Consider the following 16,262-nt stretch of genomic DNA (forward strand, 5'->3'; position numbering starts at 1 on the left):
TCGGTCAACGAAAAGTGTACCTGCAACGAGTGGGTACGCTTTTTGTTATGTTTCGGAAGCTGTTATACAGGCGAATGGTTTCATGATATAGTAGGTAAGGATATTTTTTACAAAAAGGCGGGTACATATAATATGAAAAAATCTGTAGTGGCGGCAATTATAGCCCTGGGACTTCTGCTTGCCGGTTGTGCCGGTGAGAATACTGCGGAAGAGAACGGGGCTGAACCGGAGAAGTCCGGAGAGGAACAGACGAGCAGTAAAGGAAGTACAGACCAAAAGGACAGTAGTGGCGATAGTCAGTCCGGAAACGGTAATAAAGAGGAGTCGGGTCAGGACGATAGCGATGAAAATGAAAGCGGCGGAAACAAAGAGACAAATAAGAGCCGGAAAACCTCAGAAGATGGCAGTATGATCGAAGTAGAGGAGCCTGAAAGAATTGATGTAATAGTTAATAAGCAGAGAAAGCTGCCGGAAGGGTACGAAACTCCGAACCTGACCGTGCCGGATGTTCCGTTCTCTTTTGAAGAGTTTCATCCGAAAAAGCAGATGAGGAAAGTTGCAGCTGAGGCTCTCGAAGAGTTGTTCCAGGCAGCAGAAGAGGACGGTTTGGAACCTGTCGCTGCTTCCGGCTACCGTTCTTATGAGCGACAGAAAGCGATTTACGAAAACTCCGTAGCGGAGAATGGGAGAGAATATGCGAATCGTTATTCCGCCAAGCCGGGAACGAGCGAGCACCAGACCGGGCTTGCCATGGACGTAACGTCTGCTGAAATGGGTTTTGGACTTGATGAGTCTTTCGTAAACACGGAAGAAGGTCAGTGGCTGAAGGAAAACGCGCACCGTTTCGGCTTCGTCATCCGTTATCCCGAGGGCAAGTCGGATATCACCGGATACGCCTATGAACCCTGGCACCTGCGTTTTGTAGGAAAAGAGCTGGCGGGTAAAGTGCACGCGGAAAATGTGACGCTTGAAGAATATTTTGGGCTGTATCCTGCGAATCAGTGAAAATATGGATTTAAAAACTCCCGGGTTTCTCCAGTCCGGGAGTTTTGATGTGGGTCAGAGTGCCAGTCCGACACGCTTATTTTTATAGTCGGGAGAAATTATTTCGCGGACGGCGACCTCCGCTACATCAGGAACCGGAGCTCTTTTCCCGTTTTCGGGTAAAAAGTCAGCTTCTTCACGGAGAGGCCCCCCCGATTCTTCTTCCGGCAGATAAGTCGGACAAAGAATCGTCCAGATCCTGTCACTGTTTTCAAATTCCCGGTAAACTTTCTCGTGTTCTTTTGCAGCGAACGTAATTCTCCGTTTCGACTCGTCTGTCTGATATCTCAGCTTGCCTTCTTCCGTCCGGCTTTTCAGAATGCCCGCCGTACCAATCGTAACTATGCGAGGAATATTGTATTCCTTCATTATTTCGAGGCAGGTCGGAGTGAACTCCGATAACGTCGTCGTTTTATCGGTTCCAAGAGCACTGAAAACCACGTCTGCATGTTCCAGAGTTTTCCGGAGGACCTCCGGGTCCAGTACGTCCCCCTCTATACGGTTTATGTCGTCATTGAGAAGACCGGAAGCTTTCCTGCTGTCTCTGACGAGAGCGGAGACGGTGTGCTGCTCAGCAAGTTTGTTTGCAACTCTGTGGCCTACTCTCCCTGTCGCTCCTAGTATTGCTATGTGCATATGTATTCCTCCTTCTTGTGCTATCATTCCCGATCTACATGCAAATTAAGCGGTGTTCCAAGTTTTTGCGGAGTTTGCCTCAAAAAGGTGATAGTTCGATTGAAAGTTGATACAATTAAATGGAACCATTTTAAGGAGGGATCATCAAGTGGAATATCGTATTGAAAAAGACACATTAGGGGAAATGAAAGTACCGAAAGATAAATACTGGGCGGCCCAGACGCAACGGAGTAAAGAAAATTTTCCGATCGGTGACGAAAAAATGCCGAAAGAAATCATTGAAGGATTCGCTATCCTGAAAAAGAGTGCAGCACGTGCAAACGAAGAACTCGGTCTTCTGGAGAAAGACAAAGCGGATGCTATCGCTTACGCGGCAGATAAAATTACGGCAGGCGAACTGGACGACCACTTTCCTCTCGTCGTATGGCAGACCGGAAGCGGAACCCAGTCCAACATGAACGTAAACGAAGTCATCGCTTACGTCGGCAGTGAATGGCTTGAAAAAGAAGGGAAAGAAACCCGTCTTCATCCGAATGACGACGTGAATAAATCCCAGAGTTCCAACGACACGTATCCTACAGCGATGCACATTGCAGCTGTACGTAAAGTGGAAGATGTACTGCTTCCGTCTTCGGAACAGTTGAAGAAGACATTGAAAGAAAAAATGGAAGCGTTTAACGACATCGTTAAAATCGGCCGGACTCACCTTCAGGATGCCACACCTCTGACCCTTGGCCAGGAGATAAGTGGATGGCACAGAATGCTTGAGAAAACGGAAAAGATGCTGGCTGAAAGCATTACATACGTAAAAGAACTGGCCATCGGGGGAACAGCGGTCGGCACAGGTCTGAACGCTCACGTGGACTTTTCCGAAAAAGTTGTAACCTACATCAACAAGGATACGGGTAAAGATTTTATTTCGGCACCTAATAAATTTCATTCCCTTACTTCTCATGATGAACTAGTACATGCGCACGGTGCTGTGAAAGCACTGGCAGCGGATATGATGAAGATCGCCAATGACGTTCGCTGGCTCGGCAGTGGACCGCGTTCGGGGATCGGGGAAATTACGATTCCGGCTAACGAGCCGGGGAGTTCCATAATGCCCGGAAAAGTCAACCCGACTCAAAGTGAGGCGGTCACGATGGTTGCAGCTCAGGTTATGGGAAATGATGCGACTATCGGTTTTGCAGCAAGCCAGGGTAACTTCGAGCTGAACGTCTTCAAACCTGTAATTGCCTATAACTTCCTGCAGTCGTCCCAAATTCTTGCAGACAGTATAAAGAGTTTCGACGAACGCTGTGTACAGGGACTGGAACCGAATATGGAGAAAATCGAAGAATATCTTCGCGATTCGCTCATGCTTGTAACAGCTCTTAACCCGCACATCGGATATGAAAATGCTGCGAAAATAGCGAAAACCGCTTTCGAAAAGAATCAGAATCTGAAAGAAACGGCAGTAGAGCTCGATTTACTGACTGAAGAGCAGTTTGAGGAATATGTTAAACCTGAAGAAATGACGAAACCGAACGCAAAATAGACGGGGTAACAGAGAATTACAGAAGCCTGAGAGGGGAGCGGTCCCTTCTCAGGTTTTTTTAATTGAATAGTTTATATCTTTTTGAATAAACATTAATGATTGTGGATAATTATTTCTCTTAATTATTAAAGGAAACAGGTAGTTTATAATTTTTTAAAATAAAATGTCAACGTTTACAATGTTGTCGTAACAACGATCCATTAATTGGATAAAAATTAACCCGCGTGCAAAATTCCGTTTTTTATACTATAATTATGCAACACTACGAGAAACAGAATTTTCTCAATTTTATAAATAAACAATCGTTCATCAGGAGGTTTTAAAACATGGAAAAAAGAGGCTACCCTGCTGCCCAGGGATTGTACCATCCGGATTTTGAACACGAAGCCTGCGGTATTGGAATGATAGCGAACATAAATGGTTCGAAATCCCACGATATCGTAAAAAATGCCGTTACTATTCTTTGCAACCTGGAACACCGCGGGGGTCAGGGAGCGGATGTCAGTACAGGGGACGGGGCAGGAATTATGACCCAGATCCCCCATTCTTTCTTCGAGAAACAATGCGAAAAAGAGGATATATACTTACCGGAAGCCGGAAAATACGGAGTCGGGATGGTTTTTCTTCCGAAAGACCGTAATTCCCGTCAGGAAGCCAAAAAAATTTTTGAAGGACTGGTAAAGAAAGAAGGACAGAAGTTCCTGGGATGGAGGTCTGTGCCGATTAATGCTTCTTTCGTCGGTGATAACGCTAAAACGACCATGCCTTACATTTCACAACTGTTTATTGAACCGGATGAAAACATTGAAAGCCGTGTAGAATTTGAAAGAAAGCTTTACGTCATTCGGAAGCAGGCATTGAAAGCTTTGGAGAAAAACGATAAGTTCAAAGAATTCTATATGTGCAGCCTCTCCACGACCACTATTGTCTACAAAGGTATGTTGATTCCTGAACAGCTTGACTCTTTCTATATCGATTTGAATCATCCCACATTCAAAACTGCTTTCGCTATGGTCCACTCACGTTTCAGTACCAATACTTTCCCCTCGTGGAAAAGATCTCATCCCAATCGCTATACTATTCATAACGGGGAGTTCAATACGCTGCGCGGAAACGTAAACTGGATGCGTGCCCGCGAAAAAATGTCTCAGTCGGAAGCATTCAACGATGAAGAATTGAAAAAAGTTTTGCCCGTCATCGATGAGGACGGGAGCGACTCCTCGATGTTCGATAATGCCCTTGAATTTATGTACTTATCAGGAAGATCACTGGCGCACTCTGCCATGATGATGATTCCTGAACCGTGGGCTAATGATGAGACGATCCACCCGAAGAAACGGGATTTTTATGAATACCACAGTACTCTAATGGAACCATGGGACGGTCCGGCGGCCGTCTGTTATACAGACGGCAGACAGATCGGTGCCTGTCTCGACCGGAACGGACTTAGGCCGGCGAGATATTACGTTACGAAGGACGGGATGATCGTACTTGGTTCCGAAGTGGGGGCGCTGGATATCTTTGCTGATGATATCGAATACAAAGGTCGTCTTCACCCCGGCAAGATGCTTCTCGTTGACCTCGAGGAAGGACGGATTATTCCGGATGAGGAGATTAAATTAGGTATAGCTGAAGAGGAACCGTACGGAAAGTGGCTCAAAGAGAATAAATACGATTTATCCGATTTTCCGGAAGTCGAAGCCGACGCGCCGCAAATTACCGGAGATGATCTGATCTCCTGGCAGCTGGCTTTCGGTTACACGACGGAAGAGCTCAATAAAATCATCAAGCCTCTGGTCCTTGACCGGAAAGACCCTGTAGGTTCGATGGGGTATGATTCTCCTCTCGCTGTCCTTTCGAAAAAACCACAGCTGCTTTACAACTATTTCAAACAACTCTTCGCCCAGGTGACCAACCCGGCTATCGATGCAATAAGGGAGAAAGTTATTACGATGACGGAGACGACCATCGGGAAAGAAGGAAGTGTCGTGAATCCGAAGCCGGAAAGCTGTCGCCATCTGAAACTCGATACACCGGTATTGACCAATGAACAACTGGGGAAAATCGAAAACCAGAACATAGAAGGGTTTGAAAGCGGGAAGTTGTCCCTGCTTTTTGAAAAGGATGGCCGGGATCGCGAAATGGAAAAAGCCCTGGAACGGCTGTTCAAAGAAGCGGACAAAGAAGTGGAGAAAGGCACGACCTTTCTTATTTTGTCGGACAGGGGTGTGAACAGAGACTACGCAGCAATCCCGGCCCTGCTTGCCGTTTCAGGACTGCACCATCACCTCATTCGCGAGGGCGTCCGTACTAAAGTCAGTTTAATACTTGAATCGGCAGAACCGAGAGAAGTCCACCATTTCGCTACTCTGCTCGGGTACGGGGCGGAAGCTGTAAATCCTTATCTTTCTTATGAGACGCTCCGTGATCTGGTGGCTCGCGGGGAGATTCCGGATCGCAGCTATGACCGGAGCGTTCTCGACTACGTAAGCAGTGTTACGGATGGAATCGTCAAAGTACTTTCGAAAATAGGTATATCCACTATTCAGAGCTACCGCGGTGCTCAGATTTTCGAAGCGGTAGGCATCAGTCCGGACGTGATAGATAAGTATTTCACGAGAACTGCTTCCCGGCTCGGGGGCATCGGACTGGAAACTATAGAGCAGGAAGTGTGCATGCGTCACGACCGGGGGTTCGAAGCCGAGCGGTCCCAGACGAAGATGCTGGACCCGGGAGATGAATTCCAGTACAGAATGAACGGGGAAGATCATCAATACAACCCCCAGACCATTCATACCCTGCAACGGGCAGCCAGAACCAATGATTATAAACTGTTTAAGAAATACACGAAGATGCTCACGGACGAAACGAATAATCTGCAGTCCCTCCGCGGGCTCATCAAGTTCAAGGATCGTGCATCAGTTCCTCTCGATGAAGTGGAGCCGGTGGAAGAAATTGTGAAACGGTTCAAAACAGGAGCGATTTCCTACGGTTCCATTTCACAGGAGGCCCATGAAGCTCTGGCTGTAGCCATGAACAAACTGGGAGGTCGGAGCAATACAGGAGAAGGCGGAGAATCACCTGACCGGTTCCTCCCGGATAAAGACGGGACCTCAAGGCGCAGTGCCATTAAACAGGTGGCTTCCGGCCGTTTCGGAGTAACGAGTCACTACCTGGTGAATGCGGACGAAATTCAGATCAAAGTATCTCAGGGCGCAAAACCCGGAGAAGGGGGGCATTTGCCCGGGAAGAAAGTGTACCCGTGGATTGCGGAAGTGAGGGGGGCGACTCCCGGGGTGGAATTGATTTCTCCTCCTCCTCACCATGACATTTATTCGATCGAAGATTTAGCGGAACTGATCCATAACCTGAAAAACGCGAATCCGGAAGCACGCATCAGTGTCAAACTGGTATCGGCCGTAGGAGTAGGCACGATAGCTGCCGGTGTGGCCAAGGGCCGGGCTGACCTTGTACTGATCAGCGGCTATGACGGGGGCACAGGCGCCGCTCCCCGGACGAGTATCAAACATGCAGGGATGCCCTGGGAAATCGGAGTTGCAGAAACTCACCAGACTCTCCTTCTGGACGGACTCAGGGACCGGATTACAGTGGAGACGGACGGTAAATTGATGACGGGACGTGATGTCGTCACGGCCGCTCTTTTAGGAGCGGAAGAGTACGGATTTTCCACAGCACCTCTCGTAGTTCTCGGCTGTATTATGATGCGTGTCTGTCACCTGGATACCTGCCCGGTCGGAGTGGCCACCCAAAATCCGGAGCTACGGAAGAAGTTTATAGGGGATGCTGATCACGTCGCGAATTTCATGCGTTTCATAGCAGAAGAAGCAAGAGAAATTATGGCAGAGCTCGGTTTCCGGACGGTGAATGAAATGATCGGTCGTAATGACGTTCTCGAAAGGAAAGCGGATGTGGACCACTGGAAAGCCAAAGACGTGGACTTATCAGCTCTTCTTTATCGACCGGAAACAGGATCGAACGTCGGACATTATTCTCAGGTGGAGCAGGATCACGGACTCGAGAAGTCTCTTGATGTCCAGGAACTGATTCCTCTTTGTAAGGAAGCGATCGATAATGGAACACCGGTGAAAGGCACAGGATCGATACGTAACATCCACCGGGTGGCCGGAACGATACTCGGCAGTGAAATTTCGAAAAAGTATGGAGAAGAAGGTCTTCCGGAAGATACGATTCAGCTGAAATTCAAAGGCTCGGCCGGTCAGAGTTTCGGGGCCTTCATTCCGAGAGGACTTACGATGCGCCTGGTCGGAGATGCAAATGATTACGTCGGAAAAGGTCTCTCCGGCGGGAAAATCATCGCTCACCCTTCCCCGCGTTCTACGTTCAAAGCGGAAGATAACATTATAGCTGGAAACGTCTGCTTTTATGGCGCTTCCGGAGGCGAAGCATATATCAGCGGGAAGGCGGGAGAACGCTTTGCTGTGCGTAACAGTGGAGCCCATCTCGTAGTCGAAGGTGTGGGGGACCATGGCTGCGAATATATGACAGGAGGAAGAGTAGCCATCCTCGGAGAGACAGGGAGGAACTTTGCCGCAGGCATGTCCGGCGGAATCGCCTATGTACTGGATGAAGACGGGAGTTTCAGCAGGAAGCTGAATAAAGAGCTTGTGCTTTCGGAACAGATACAGGAAGAGGCGGAGAAGCAGGAACTTTATGAAATGATCGAAGCTCATGCAGGCTATACCCGGAGTGAGAAAGGGCAGCGGATTCTGGATAACTGGGAGGAAACGCTTCCCAAATTCAAACGCGTCGTACCAGTAGCATTTCTTGAAATGAGGAGCAGAATCGAAACATTCAGGAACGAAGGTAACGATAAATTCGAAGCGGAAATGAAAGCATTTGAAGCCAGCCAGAAAAAAGAAGAAGAACAGCTGGAGAATGAACAGGAGGAGGCTAAAGATGGGGAAACCGACAGGGTTTATGGAGTATGAGCGCCGGGGGCGCCCGGAGCGGGACCCGAAGGAAAGGGTGAAGGACTGGGAGGACTACACGCTTCCCATGCCGGATGAAGAAGCGCAACGGGAAGGGGCACGCTGCATGGACTGCGGTGTGCCTACCTGTCACACCGGTACGGAAATGGCCGGAGGAACCTCAGGATGCCCCGTCTATCACTACATTCCGGAATGGAACGATCTTGTGTACCGGGGGCAGTGGAAAGAGGCACTGATAAAAGCTCACGAGCAGAACAACTTCCCGGAATTCACCGGTATCGCGTGTCCGGCTCCGTGTGAAGGGGCGTGCGTGCTGGGTCTGAATGAGGACCCCGTAGCCATAAGGTCGGTGGAGAGATCCATCGTTGAAAAAGGTTTTGCAAACGGATGGATTACCGCGGAACCGCCCGAAAAGCGTAGCGGTAAGAAAGTGGCAGTTGTAGGGTCCGGACCGGCGGGGTTAACCGTCGCCGATCAGCTGAACAAAGCGGGACATACAGTTACAGTATACGAGCGTGACGATCGTCCCGGAGGCCTGCTTACGTACGGCATACCGGAGATGAAACTATCGTATGAAGTGGTACTGCGCCGTATAAAACTTATGGAAGAAGAAGGGGTGCGCTTTGTAACGAATGCGAATATAGGCAGAGACATCCCTTCCAGCCAGCTGGAAGAGGAAAATGACGCCGTTGTATTATGCGGTGGCGCAGCTAATCACAGAAATATTGACGTAGAAGGGCGTAACCTTGAAGGTGTTCATTTTGCGATGGACTTTCTTCATGCAAACACCAAAAGTCTGCTTGACTCACATCACGAGAACGGAGAATATATCTCCGCCGAAGGGAAGAATGTGATTGTAATCGGCGGTGGTGATACCGGAACCGACTGTATCGCCACGTCCATGAGACATAACTGCAAGTCACTCGTGCAGTTCGATATATACGATAAGAAACCCGGGAATAGAGATGAAGCGGTGAACCCGTGGCCTCAATATCCGGTGATTCATCGTATCGAATACGGGCAAAAAGAAGCGGAGGCAGTCTTCGGAGACGATCCGAGAGCTTACGCCGTCCAGACGAAGAAATTTGTCGGAGATGAACATGGTCGTATTAAAGAAGTGCATACTATCAACGTTAAACTTAAATTCGATGAACAGGGGAACAAATATCGTGAAGAAATTCCCGGCACCGAGAAGGTCTGGCGGGCAGATCTCGTATTGCTGGCTATCGGTTTTACAGGACCGGAACAGGAACTGGTGGAAGAAATGGGGATTGAAACGACCCGAAAGACGAATGTCAAAGCTGACCTTCACACGTACCTGACAAACAAAGAAGGAGTTTTTGCAGCAGGAGACATGCGGCGCGGGCAGAGTCTGATTGTCTGGGCCATCAATGAAGGAAGAGCTGCTGCAGATGCCTGTGATAAATATCTGATGGAGGTGCCGGAGACAGTATAAGCCGTTCTTTTATTATCACTCTTGTATAACAGCCCCTCCTGGAAAGCGGAGAACATCGTCCGGTTTCCAGGAGGGGCTTTTTTGTATATCTTCTGTACTATTTAAGGACTTATTCAGTATATTCTTTTTGCGCCAAAATTTTGATAACTATATTGACATTTTCATTAAAAAAGATATTATTGGTATAAATATACGTTATAATTAATAATTATTCATTAACGGAGGGGGAATTACAGCTTGGTACACGCAGGTATCGCCGGAGCTACCGGCTATGGTGGCGTAGAATTGTTCCGGCTTCTGGCCAATCATAAGGATATAAAAAACATAAGTCTTTATTCTTCTTCGGAAGCAGGTTCTCCGTACGCTTCTTTAATGCCTCAGCTGTCCGAATGGTTCAGTGATGAACTTAAACCTATAGAAACGGAACGGATGAAAGAGGAACTGGATGTACTGTTTCTCGCTACACCCGCAGGAGTATCGAGAGACCTTACCCCCTTGTTCCAGGGGAGCGGGGTAAAGGTGATTGATTTGTCGGGGGACTTACGTCTGCAGAACCCCGCGGATTATGAAAAGTGGTATAAAAAAACTCCTGCTCCCGGACAGTTACTGGACGAAGCTGTTTACGGTCTGCCGGAAACGAATGGCGAAAAGATAAGGGAGGCGGATATTCTCGCTAACCCCGGGTGCTATCCTACAGCGGTACTTCTTGGGCTCGCCCCTCTAGCCGATAGCGGGTTGCTGGAGAAAAAATCTCTCATTATAGATGCTAAATCCGGTATTTCGGGAGCAGGAAAGTCTCCGAACGATAAGACAATTTATACGAATACAGAAGAGAACTTCAGAGTTTACAAAGTGAATGAACACCAGCACATACCTGAAATTGAGCAGCAGCTTAAGAGATGGAGCGGAAGATCGGAGGCAGTTTCGTTTACTCCCCATCTCGTACCCATGACGAGAGGTATTATGGCGACGATGTATATCGATGTCTCATTACATGAACATCCGGAATCGTGGATGGATCTTTACAGAACTTTTTATGCAAACAGTCCTTTCGTTCGGGTCAGGGATGAATTCCCGGCCACGAAAGATGTATACGGCTCAAACTTCTGTGATATGCATGTGAAAGCAGACGAGAGGACGGGGCGGTTAACGATAGTGTCCGTTATAGATAACCTTGTTAAAGGAGCTTCGGGTCAGGCGATACAAAATATGAATATTATGCTCGGATTCGAAGAGACGAGAGGTTTGAAGTTGTTTCCTTTATATCCATAAATAAAAAATAGAAAGGAGTTGGGAGGTTGATCGATACAGCGTTAAACGTAGAAAAGATAGAAAATGGAACAGTAGCCACGCCGAAAGGGTTCACAGCCGGAGGAGCCCATACAGGTTTAAGAAAAACGAGAAAAGACATGGGGGTGATTGTCAGTGATGTGCCGGCTGTCAGTACCGCCGTTTATACCCGGAGTCACTTTCAGGCTGCGCCATTACAGGTGACGAGAGAAAGTCTGGAAGATGGCATGCTTCAGGCAGTAGTCGTGAACAGTGCAGTAGCGAACGCCTGTACAGGTGCCCGGGGAGTGGCCAATGCGTTTCAGATGAGACGGTGGCTGGCAGAACGTCACGGCCTTCCGGAATCTTCGGTAGCCGTCTCTTCCACCGGTGTCATCGGGAAACAGCTGCCTATGGATATTATTAAAAAGGGCTGTTTTGAAGTAGACCCGGATTCGGAAGGAGGGGAAGACTTCGCTTCCTCGATTCTCACTACTGATAAGAAGACGAAATCTGTCTGTTATCGGGTGAAAATCGGGGAAAGCGTAGTAACTGTAGCCGGGACCTCGAAAGGCTCCGGAATGATCCATCCGAATATGGCGACGATGCTCGGGTTTTTGACGACGGACGCAGCTGTCGATCCGGAAGATTTCGACCGGCTTTTAAAATCTACTGTCAATCACTCCTTCAATCAGATTACCGTGGACGGGGAAACTTCGACAAATGACATGGTGCTGGCCATGGCGAACGGAGCGGCTAATAATGAAATTCTTCACGAAGGTCATGAAGACTGGGAACTTTTCGCAGGAGTCTTTTCGGAAGTCTGCTGTGACCTTGCTAAAAAAATAGCAGCAGACGGAGAGGGGGCGACCAAACTGGTGGAGGTTACCGTGAACGGCGCGGCAAGTGTGGGAGAAGCAAGAGAAGTAGCTAAAAAAATCGTAGGTTCCAGTCTCGTCAAAACGGCCATATATGGAGAAGATGGAAATTGGGGGCGGATTATCGGTGCGATGGGCCACAGCAGGGCAAGTTTCGATTCCGGAAAGTGCACCGTGGCGGTCGGGTCCTGTACCGTTTTTGAAAATGGGGAAGGCGTCGACTTTTCAGAGGAAGAAGTAGCTTCCTATCTGTCCCGGGATGAAGTGAAGATCACTGTAGATCTTTGCGCCGGTGACGCTTCCGGAACAGCATGGGGGTGTGACCTGACGTATGACTATGTCAAAATCAATGCCAGTTACCGGACATAAACCTCTGCTTGTCCTGAAGATAGGCGGTAGTATGATCGATGAACTGGAAAGCATTTTTCTTAAGAGTGTAGAAGAACTCAGGGATCGGTATCAATTTGTAATCGTTCACGGCGCAGGCCCCTCTATCTCCTCCGAACTGAAGGAACGAAAAATCGACGCTCCTTTCATACACGGACTGAGGAGGACTACGAAACCGGCTATGGAAGTTGTGGAAACAGTATTGGGAGAAGTGAAAAACCGGGAACTGGCAGACAGGTTTACGGAGGAAGTGATGAAGGCAGTGGGGATAAGAGGTTGTGATGGTGTGATTTCTGCCGAATTTCTGGATTTCTCTTCCTACGGGTACGTAGGGGGGACGCCCCGGATCGAAACGGGACTTCTGAAGGAACCTCTAGAGAGGTCTTTCCTTCCTGTCGTTTCTCCTCTTGCGCGGACAGGAAACGGGGAAATTGTGAACGTGAATGCCGACACCGCAGCTGCAGGAATTGCAAAAGCACTGAAAGCAGACAAACTTATTTTTGTGACGGATGTACCCGGTGTAATGGAGGGGGACAGGATAATTCCGCACCTTTCCTCAGCAGACATCAGGCAGCTCATTGAAAAAGAGACGATTCATGGAGGAATGATACCTAAAGTGAGGGCGGCGGAAGAAGCGTTATCCGAAACATTGCGGGAAGCGGTGATCGTCAGCGGGAAAGAACCTATGTCAGTAAACGGGGAATGGAAAGGCACATTCATTACAAAAGAGGAAAAGGGGATGTTTCTGTGAGTCTGTTTCCGACTTATCCGCGTCTGCCGGTAACTTTGACGGATGCGGAAGGAACGATCGTAAGAGATGATGATAATAATGAATATCTTGATTTCACTTCCGGTATCGGAGTGAATAATCTTGGACACCGTCCGGTTGCAGTACAAAGGGCGATTGAAGAGCAGATGAACCGGCTGTGGCATGTATCGAATATTTTTCCGGTACCGGCTCAGAAGGAAGCGGCGGAAATTTTGACAGCACACTCTTCCATGGATGCCGTATTTTTCTGCAACAGTGGAGCAGAAGCGAATGAAGCAGCTATTAAGCTGGCCAGAAAACATACAGGCAAAGATAAAGTAGTGACATTCGGTCAATCTTTCCACGGGCGCAGCTTTGCTACAATGGCGGCTACCGGACAGGAAAAGGTCAGGCAGGGGTTTGGCCGTATGCTCGAGCCTTTCGACTACGCAGTGTGGAATGATAAAGAAAGTGTGGAAAAGAACATAGACGGGACTACAGCAGCGTGTATGCTTGAGATTGTTCAGGGAGAAGGAGGAGTCCGTCCGGCAGAACAGAGTTTTCTGGAATTCGTTCAGGATATATGCAGATCACGGGGAGTGCTTCTTATCATTGATGAGATCCAGACGGGAGCCGGACGTACAGGAGAACTGTTCGCTTATGAGACAATGGGGCTCGATCCTGATATCATTACATCGGCTAAAGGGCTCGGCAGCGGTTTTCCGGTGGGAGCGATGCTGGGGAAGGCTTTTTTGAAGGATGATTTCGGTCCGGGAAGTCACGGGTCCACCTTTGGAGGGAACCCCCTCAGCGCCACGGCAGCCAGAGCTACTCTGGAAGAGATACTTAAAGAAGGGTTTCTCAATGATGTAAAAGAAAAAGGGAAGTACATGAAAGAACAGCTGACCAAAATGGTTGCCGATATCGACGGAGTAAAAGAGGTGCGTGGACTCGGGCTCATGATAGGGGTCGAATGGGGGTATGAAGTAAAACCGATTATCGATGAGTTGCGGACCGAGGGCGTGCTCGTACTTCCGGCAGGTCCGGACGTGATACGTTTGCTTCCTCCCCTTACCGTGACGACGGCCCAGATTGATGCAGCACTTCGCATTCTGGACGAAGTATTTCACAGAAAAGCGTAGTGACGGATAAGAATTCTATAAAAAAACAACAGCGCGCCCTGTCGTATTGGGGCAAAAAGCGCTGTTGTTAAGTGATTATCTGATGCGAAGCTCTGATTCCTTATCGAAGAAGTGAGCTTTATTCATATCCATGGCGATTTCTATAGTATCTCCACCTTTGACGTCGGAGCGGGAGTCCACCCGCGCCACGAATTCCTGATTACCTATTCTCGAGTAAAGATAGGACTCCGCTCCCATCAGTTCGGCAACTTCGATGTAAGCCTTGATTTTTTTATCACTGTTACTGTCGATAAAGAGCTGTTCGTCATGGAGTTCCTCCGGACGTATGCCGAGTACGACTTCTTTACCGACGTATCCCTGTTCGCGCAGTGTCTTCATCTTCCCTTCCGGAACGGCTACTTTCGCCTCATCGATTTCTATATGGTCCTCACCCAGTTTTCCGGTAAAGAAGTTCATCGCAGGAGAGCCGATGAACCCGCCGACAAACATGTTCTCCGGCCGGTCGTATACATCTTTCGGGGCTCCGACCTGCTGGATAACACCATCTTTCATAACTACCAGTCTGGTTGCCATCGTCATAGCCTCCGTCTGGTCATGCGTTACGTAAATAGTGGTCGTCTGCAGGCGCTGATGGAGCTTCTGGATTTCGGCACGCATTTGTACACGAAGTTTGGCGTCCAGGTTGGAGAGCGGTTCATCCATGAGGAAAACTTTCGCATCCCGGACGATAGCGCGCCCGAGAGCCACACGCTGGCGCTGACCGCCGGAGAGTGCTTTCGGTTTACGGTCGAGAAGAGATTCGAGCCCAAGAATGTCCGCAGCCCGTTTAACCCGTTCCTTGATCTCTTTTTTATCCATTTTACGAAGTTTCAGTCCGAATGCCATATTATCGTAAACGTTCATGTGCGGATAAAGGGCATAGTTCTGGAAAACCATTGCAATGTCCCGGTCTTTCGGTGCCACATCATTCATGCGATTTTCATCAATCATAAAATCCCCGTCAGTAATGTTCTCTAGTCCTGCGATCATACGCAGAGTCGTCGACTTCCCGCACCCGGAGGGACCGACGAATACCACAAATTCCTTATCATTGATATGTAAATTAAAATCCTGTACGGCATGCACATTTCCGTCATAAACTTTTTGGATATTGTTCAAATTGATCTCAGCCATTATCATTACCCCCGTCATTTAAAATCGTTTTCTTTATAAGGACCAGTCTATCTCATCCGTACAATAAAGAAAACGGTTAACGTGCACAGAAAAATCAACGGCGTTTTGTGCACGTTGTCAGTAGCGTATGTAAAGAATAGAGAGATAAACGAGGACGCCTGCGTCGAACTGCCTGATGTCCATTCCGGTAAGTTCCGTGAATTTATCGATACGGTATTGCAGGCTGTTGCGGTGCATATATAACGTTTTGGCAGCGGCTGATGCATTCGCTCCGTGTTCAAGAAACACTTTGACGGTATCCAGAAGTTCCCCGTCGGATTCAGTGCCTTTCAGGAAATTGGATGCAAGGATTTCTCTGTTCTCTTCTTTTAAACTATCCATATAAAGATAAAGAGCCGTATTCAGAGGTGTGGCGAGTGCTCCCGGGAGATAGCGGGAGGCTGTTTCGGCCATCGTTTGAGAGAAGGTGAAATGGGTATGGACCGACCGGAACTCTTCATAGAATTCACTTACATAGAAACGGATTTTCATATCGAAGTCACTCATAAGTACATCCATCACTTCGTCGAAAGCGATGGTTTCCACCGGTCTCTCTGTCTGCTCCTCAATGATTACCCCGCCCCTTCCATCTGTCCAGATGATGGAAACAGGGAACGGAAAGAGCGCCTGGAAAGCTTCGTGGAGAGATTCCTGATCCACGGAATGAGGAGCGGTAAAGAAAATGAAGCGATAACGGTGAGGAGGCGTCTGGAAAGTTGCTTCTTCCCGCTGGAAAAGCAGACGTCTCCACTGGTCTTCCCTTAAAGAGATTCCCCGGTCGGCTTTCGGGAAAAGTTCAAGCAGGAGAGTATGCTCACGTTCCGGAACTTCTTCCCGCTTGAGGCCCACCGTCCCTTCGTCCGTATCGAACCAGTAATAGGAATCGTATGCGTGTACGGACACTTCTTCCGGTGTTGTATAATTGGAGTAAAGCTGTTTCAGCTGAGCTGCTTTCATAAAACATATCCTTTCTTTTGTAT

Annotated in this window: 11 protein-coding genes; 8 read left to right on the forward strand and 3 right to left on the reverse strand. The window is 48.4% G+C overall.

Going from position 1 to position 16,262, the window contains the following annotated elements:
* Nucleotides 1–132: 132 nt before the first annotated feature.
* Entirely contained in the window at nt 133–1,005 is an 873-nt protein-coding gene (locus tag CKW00_RS09265) for a M15 family metallopeptidase (protein WP_095822342.1), read from the forward strand.
* Between the two features lie 54 nt (nt 1,006–1,059).
* Here CKW00_RS09265 and CKW00_RS09270 read toward each other — a convergent pair whose 3' ends face one another.
* Nucleotides 1,060–1,680, reverse strand: a complete 621-nt coding sequence (locus CKW00_RS09270) for an NAD(P)-dependent oxidoreductase (protein ID WP_095822343.1) — start codon at nt 1,678–1,680, stop codon at nt 1,060–1,062.
* A gap of 148 nt (nt 1,681–1,828) precedes the next feature.
* On the opposite strand from CKW00_RS09270, the gene fumC reads away from it, so the two are divergent.
* The 7 genes from fumC (at nt 1,829) to CKW00_RS09305 (ending at nt 14,070) form a co-directional block, all read left to right on the forward strand.
* The gene (fumC, locus tag CKW00_RS09275; protein WP_095822344.1) at nt 1,829–3,220 is read left to right on the forward strand and encodes a class II fumarate hydratase; all 1,392 of its coding nucleotides are present in this window, start codon (nt 1,829–1,831) and stop codon (nt 3,218–3,220) included.
* Between the two features lie 326 nt (nt 3,221–3,546).
* Entirely contained in the window at nt 3,547–8,190 is a 4,644-nt protein-coding gene (gene gltB / locus CKW00_RS09280) for a glutamate synthase large subunit (protein WP_095822345.1), read from the forward strand.
* On the forward strand, nt 8,159–9,646 hold the full coding sequence (locus CKW00_RS09285) for a glutamate synthase subunit beta (RefSeq protein ID WP_095822346.1): 1,488 nt from the start codon (nt 8,159–8,161) through the stop codon (nt 9,644–9,646). The genes gltB and CKW00_RS09285 overlap by 32 nt, the downstream gene beginning before the upstream one ends.
* Nucleotides 9,647–9,883: 237 nt before the next feature.
* Nucleotides 9,884–10,918 (forward strand): N-acetyl-gamma-glutamyl-phosphate reductase, encoded by a 1,035-nt coding sequence (gene argC / locus CKW00_RS09290; protein WP_095822347.1) that lies wholly within the window; start codon nt 9,884–9,886, stop codon nt 10,916–10,918.
* Nucleotides 10,919–10,944: 26 nt separating this feature from the next.
* A complete protein-coding gene (gene argJ / locus CKW00_RS09295) occupies nt 10,945–12,162 on the forward strand; it encodes a bifunctional glutamate N-acetyltransferase/amino-acid acetyltransferase ArgJ (RefSeq protein WP_008592242.1) in 1,218 nt (405 codons plus the stop codon).
* Nucleotides 12,125–12,931 (forward strand): acetylglutamate kinase, encoded by an 807-nt coding sequence (gene argB / locus CKW00_RS09300; protein ID WP_095822348.1) that lies wholly within the window; start codon nt 12,125–12,127, stop codon nt 12,929–12,931. Before argJ ends, argB begins: the two co-directional genes overlap by 38 nt.
* On the forward strand, nt 12,883–14,070 hold the full coding sequence (locus CKW00_RS09305; RefSeq protein ID WP_095822349.1) for an acetylornithine transaminase: 1,188 nt from the start codon (nt 12,883–12,885) through the stop codon (nt 14,068–14,070). Before argB ends, CKW00_RS09305 begins: the two co-directional genes overlap by 49 nt.
* A 75-nt stretch (nt 14,071–14,145) precedes the next feature.
* Here CKW00_RS09305 and CKW00_RS09310 read toward each other — a convergent pair whose 3' ends face one another.
* A complete protein-coding gene (locus CKW00_RS09310) occupies nt 14,146–15,243 on the reverse strand; it encodes an ABC transporter ATP-binding protein (RefSeq protein ID WP_095822350.1) in 1,098 nt (365 codons plus the stop codon).
* A gap of 117 nt (nt 15,244–15,360) precedes the next feature.
* Nucleotides 15,361–16,239 carry a PucR family transcriptional regulator gene (locus CKW00_RS09315; protein ID WP_008592247.1) on the reverse strand — a complete coding sequence of 293 codons (879 nt, stop codon included), beginning with the start codon at nt 16,237–16,239 and terminating at the stop codon, nt 15,361–15,363.
* Between the last annotated feature and the right edge of the window lie 23 nt (nt 16,240–16,262).

It is taken from the genome of Salimicrobium humidisoli, from assembly GCF_002295105.1.
Taxonomy (GTDB): domain Bacteria; phylum Bacillota; class Bacilli; order Bacillales; family Halobacillaceae; genus Salimicrobium; species Salimicrobium humidisoli.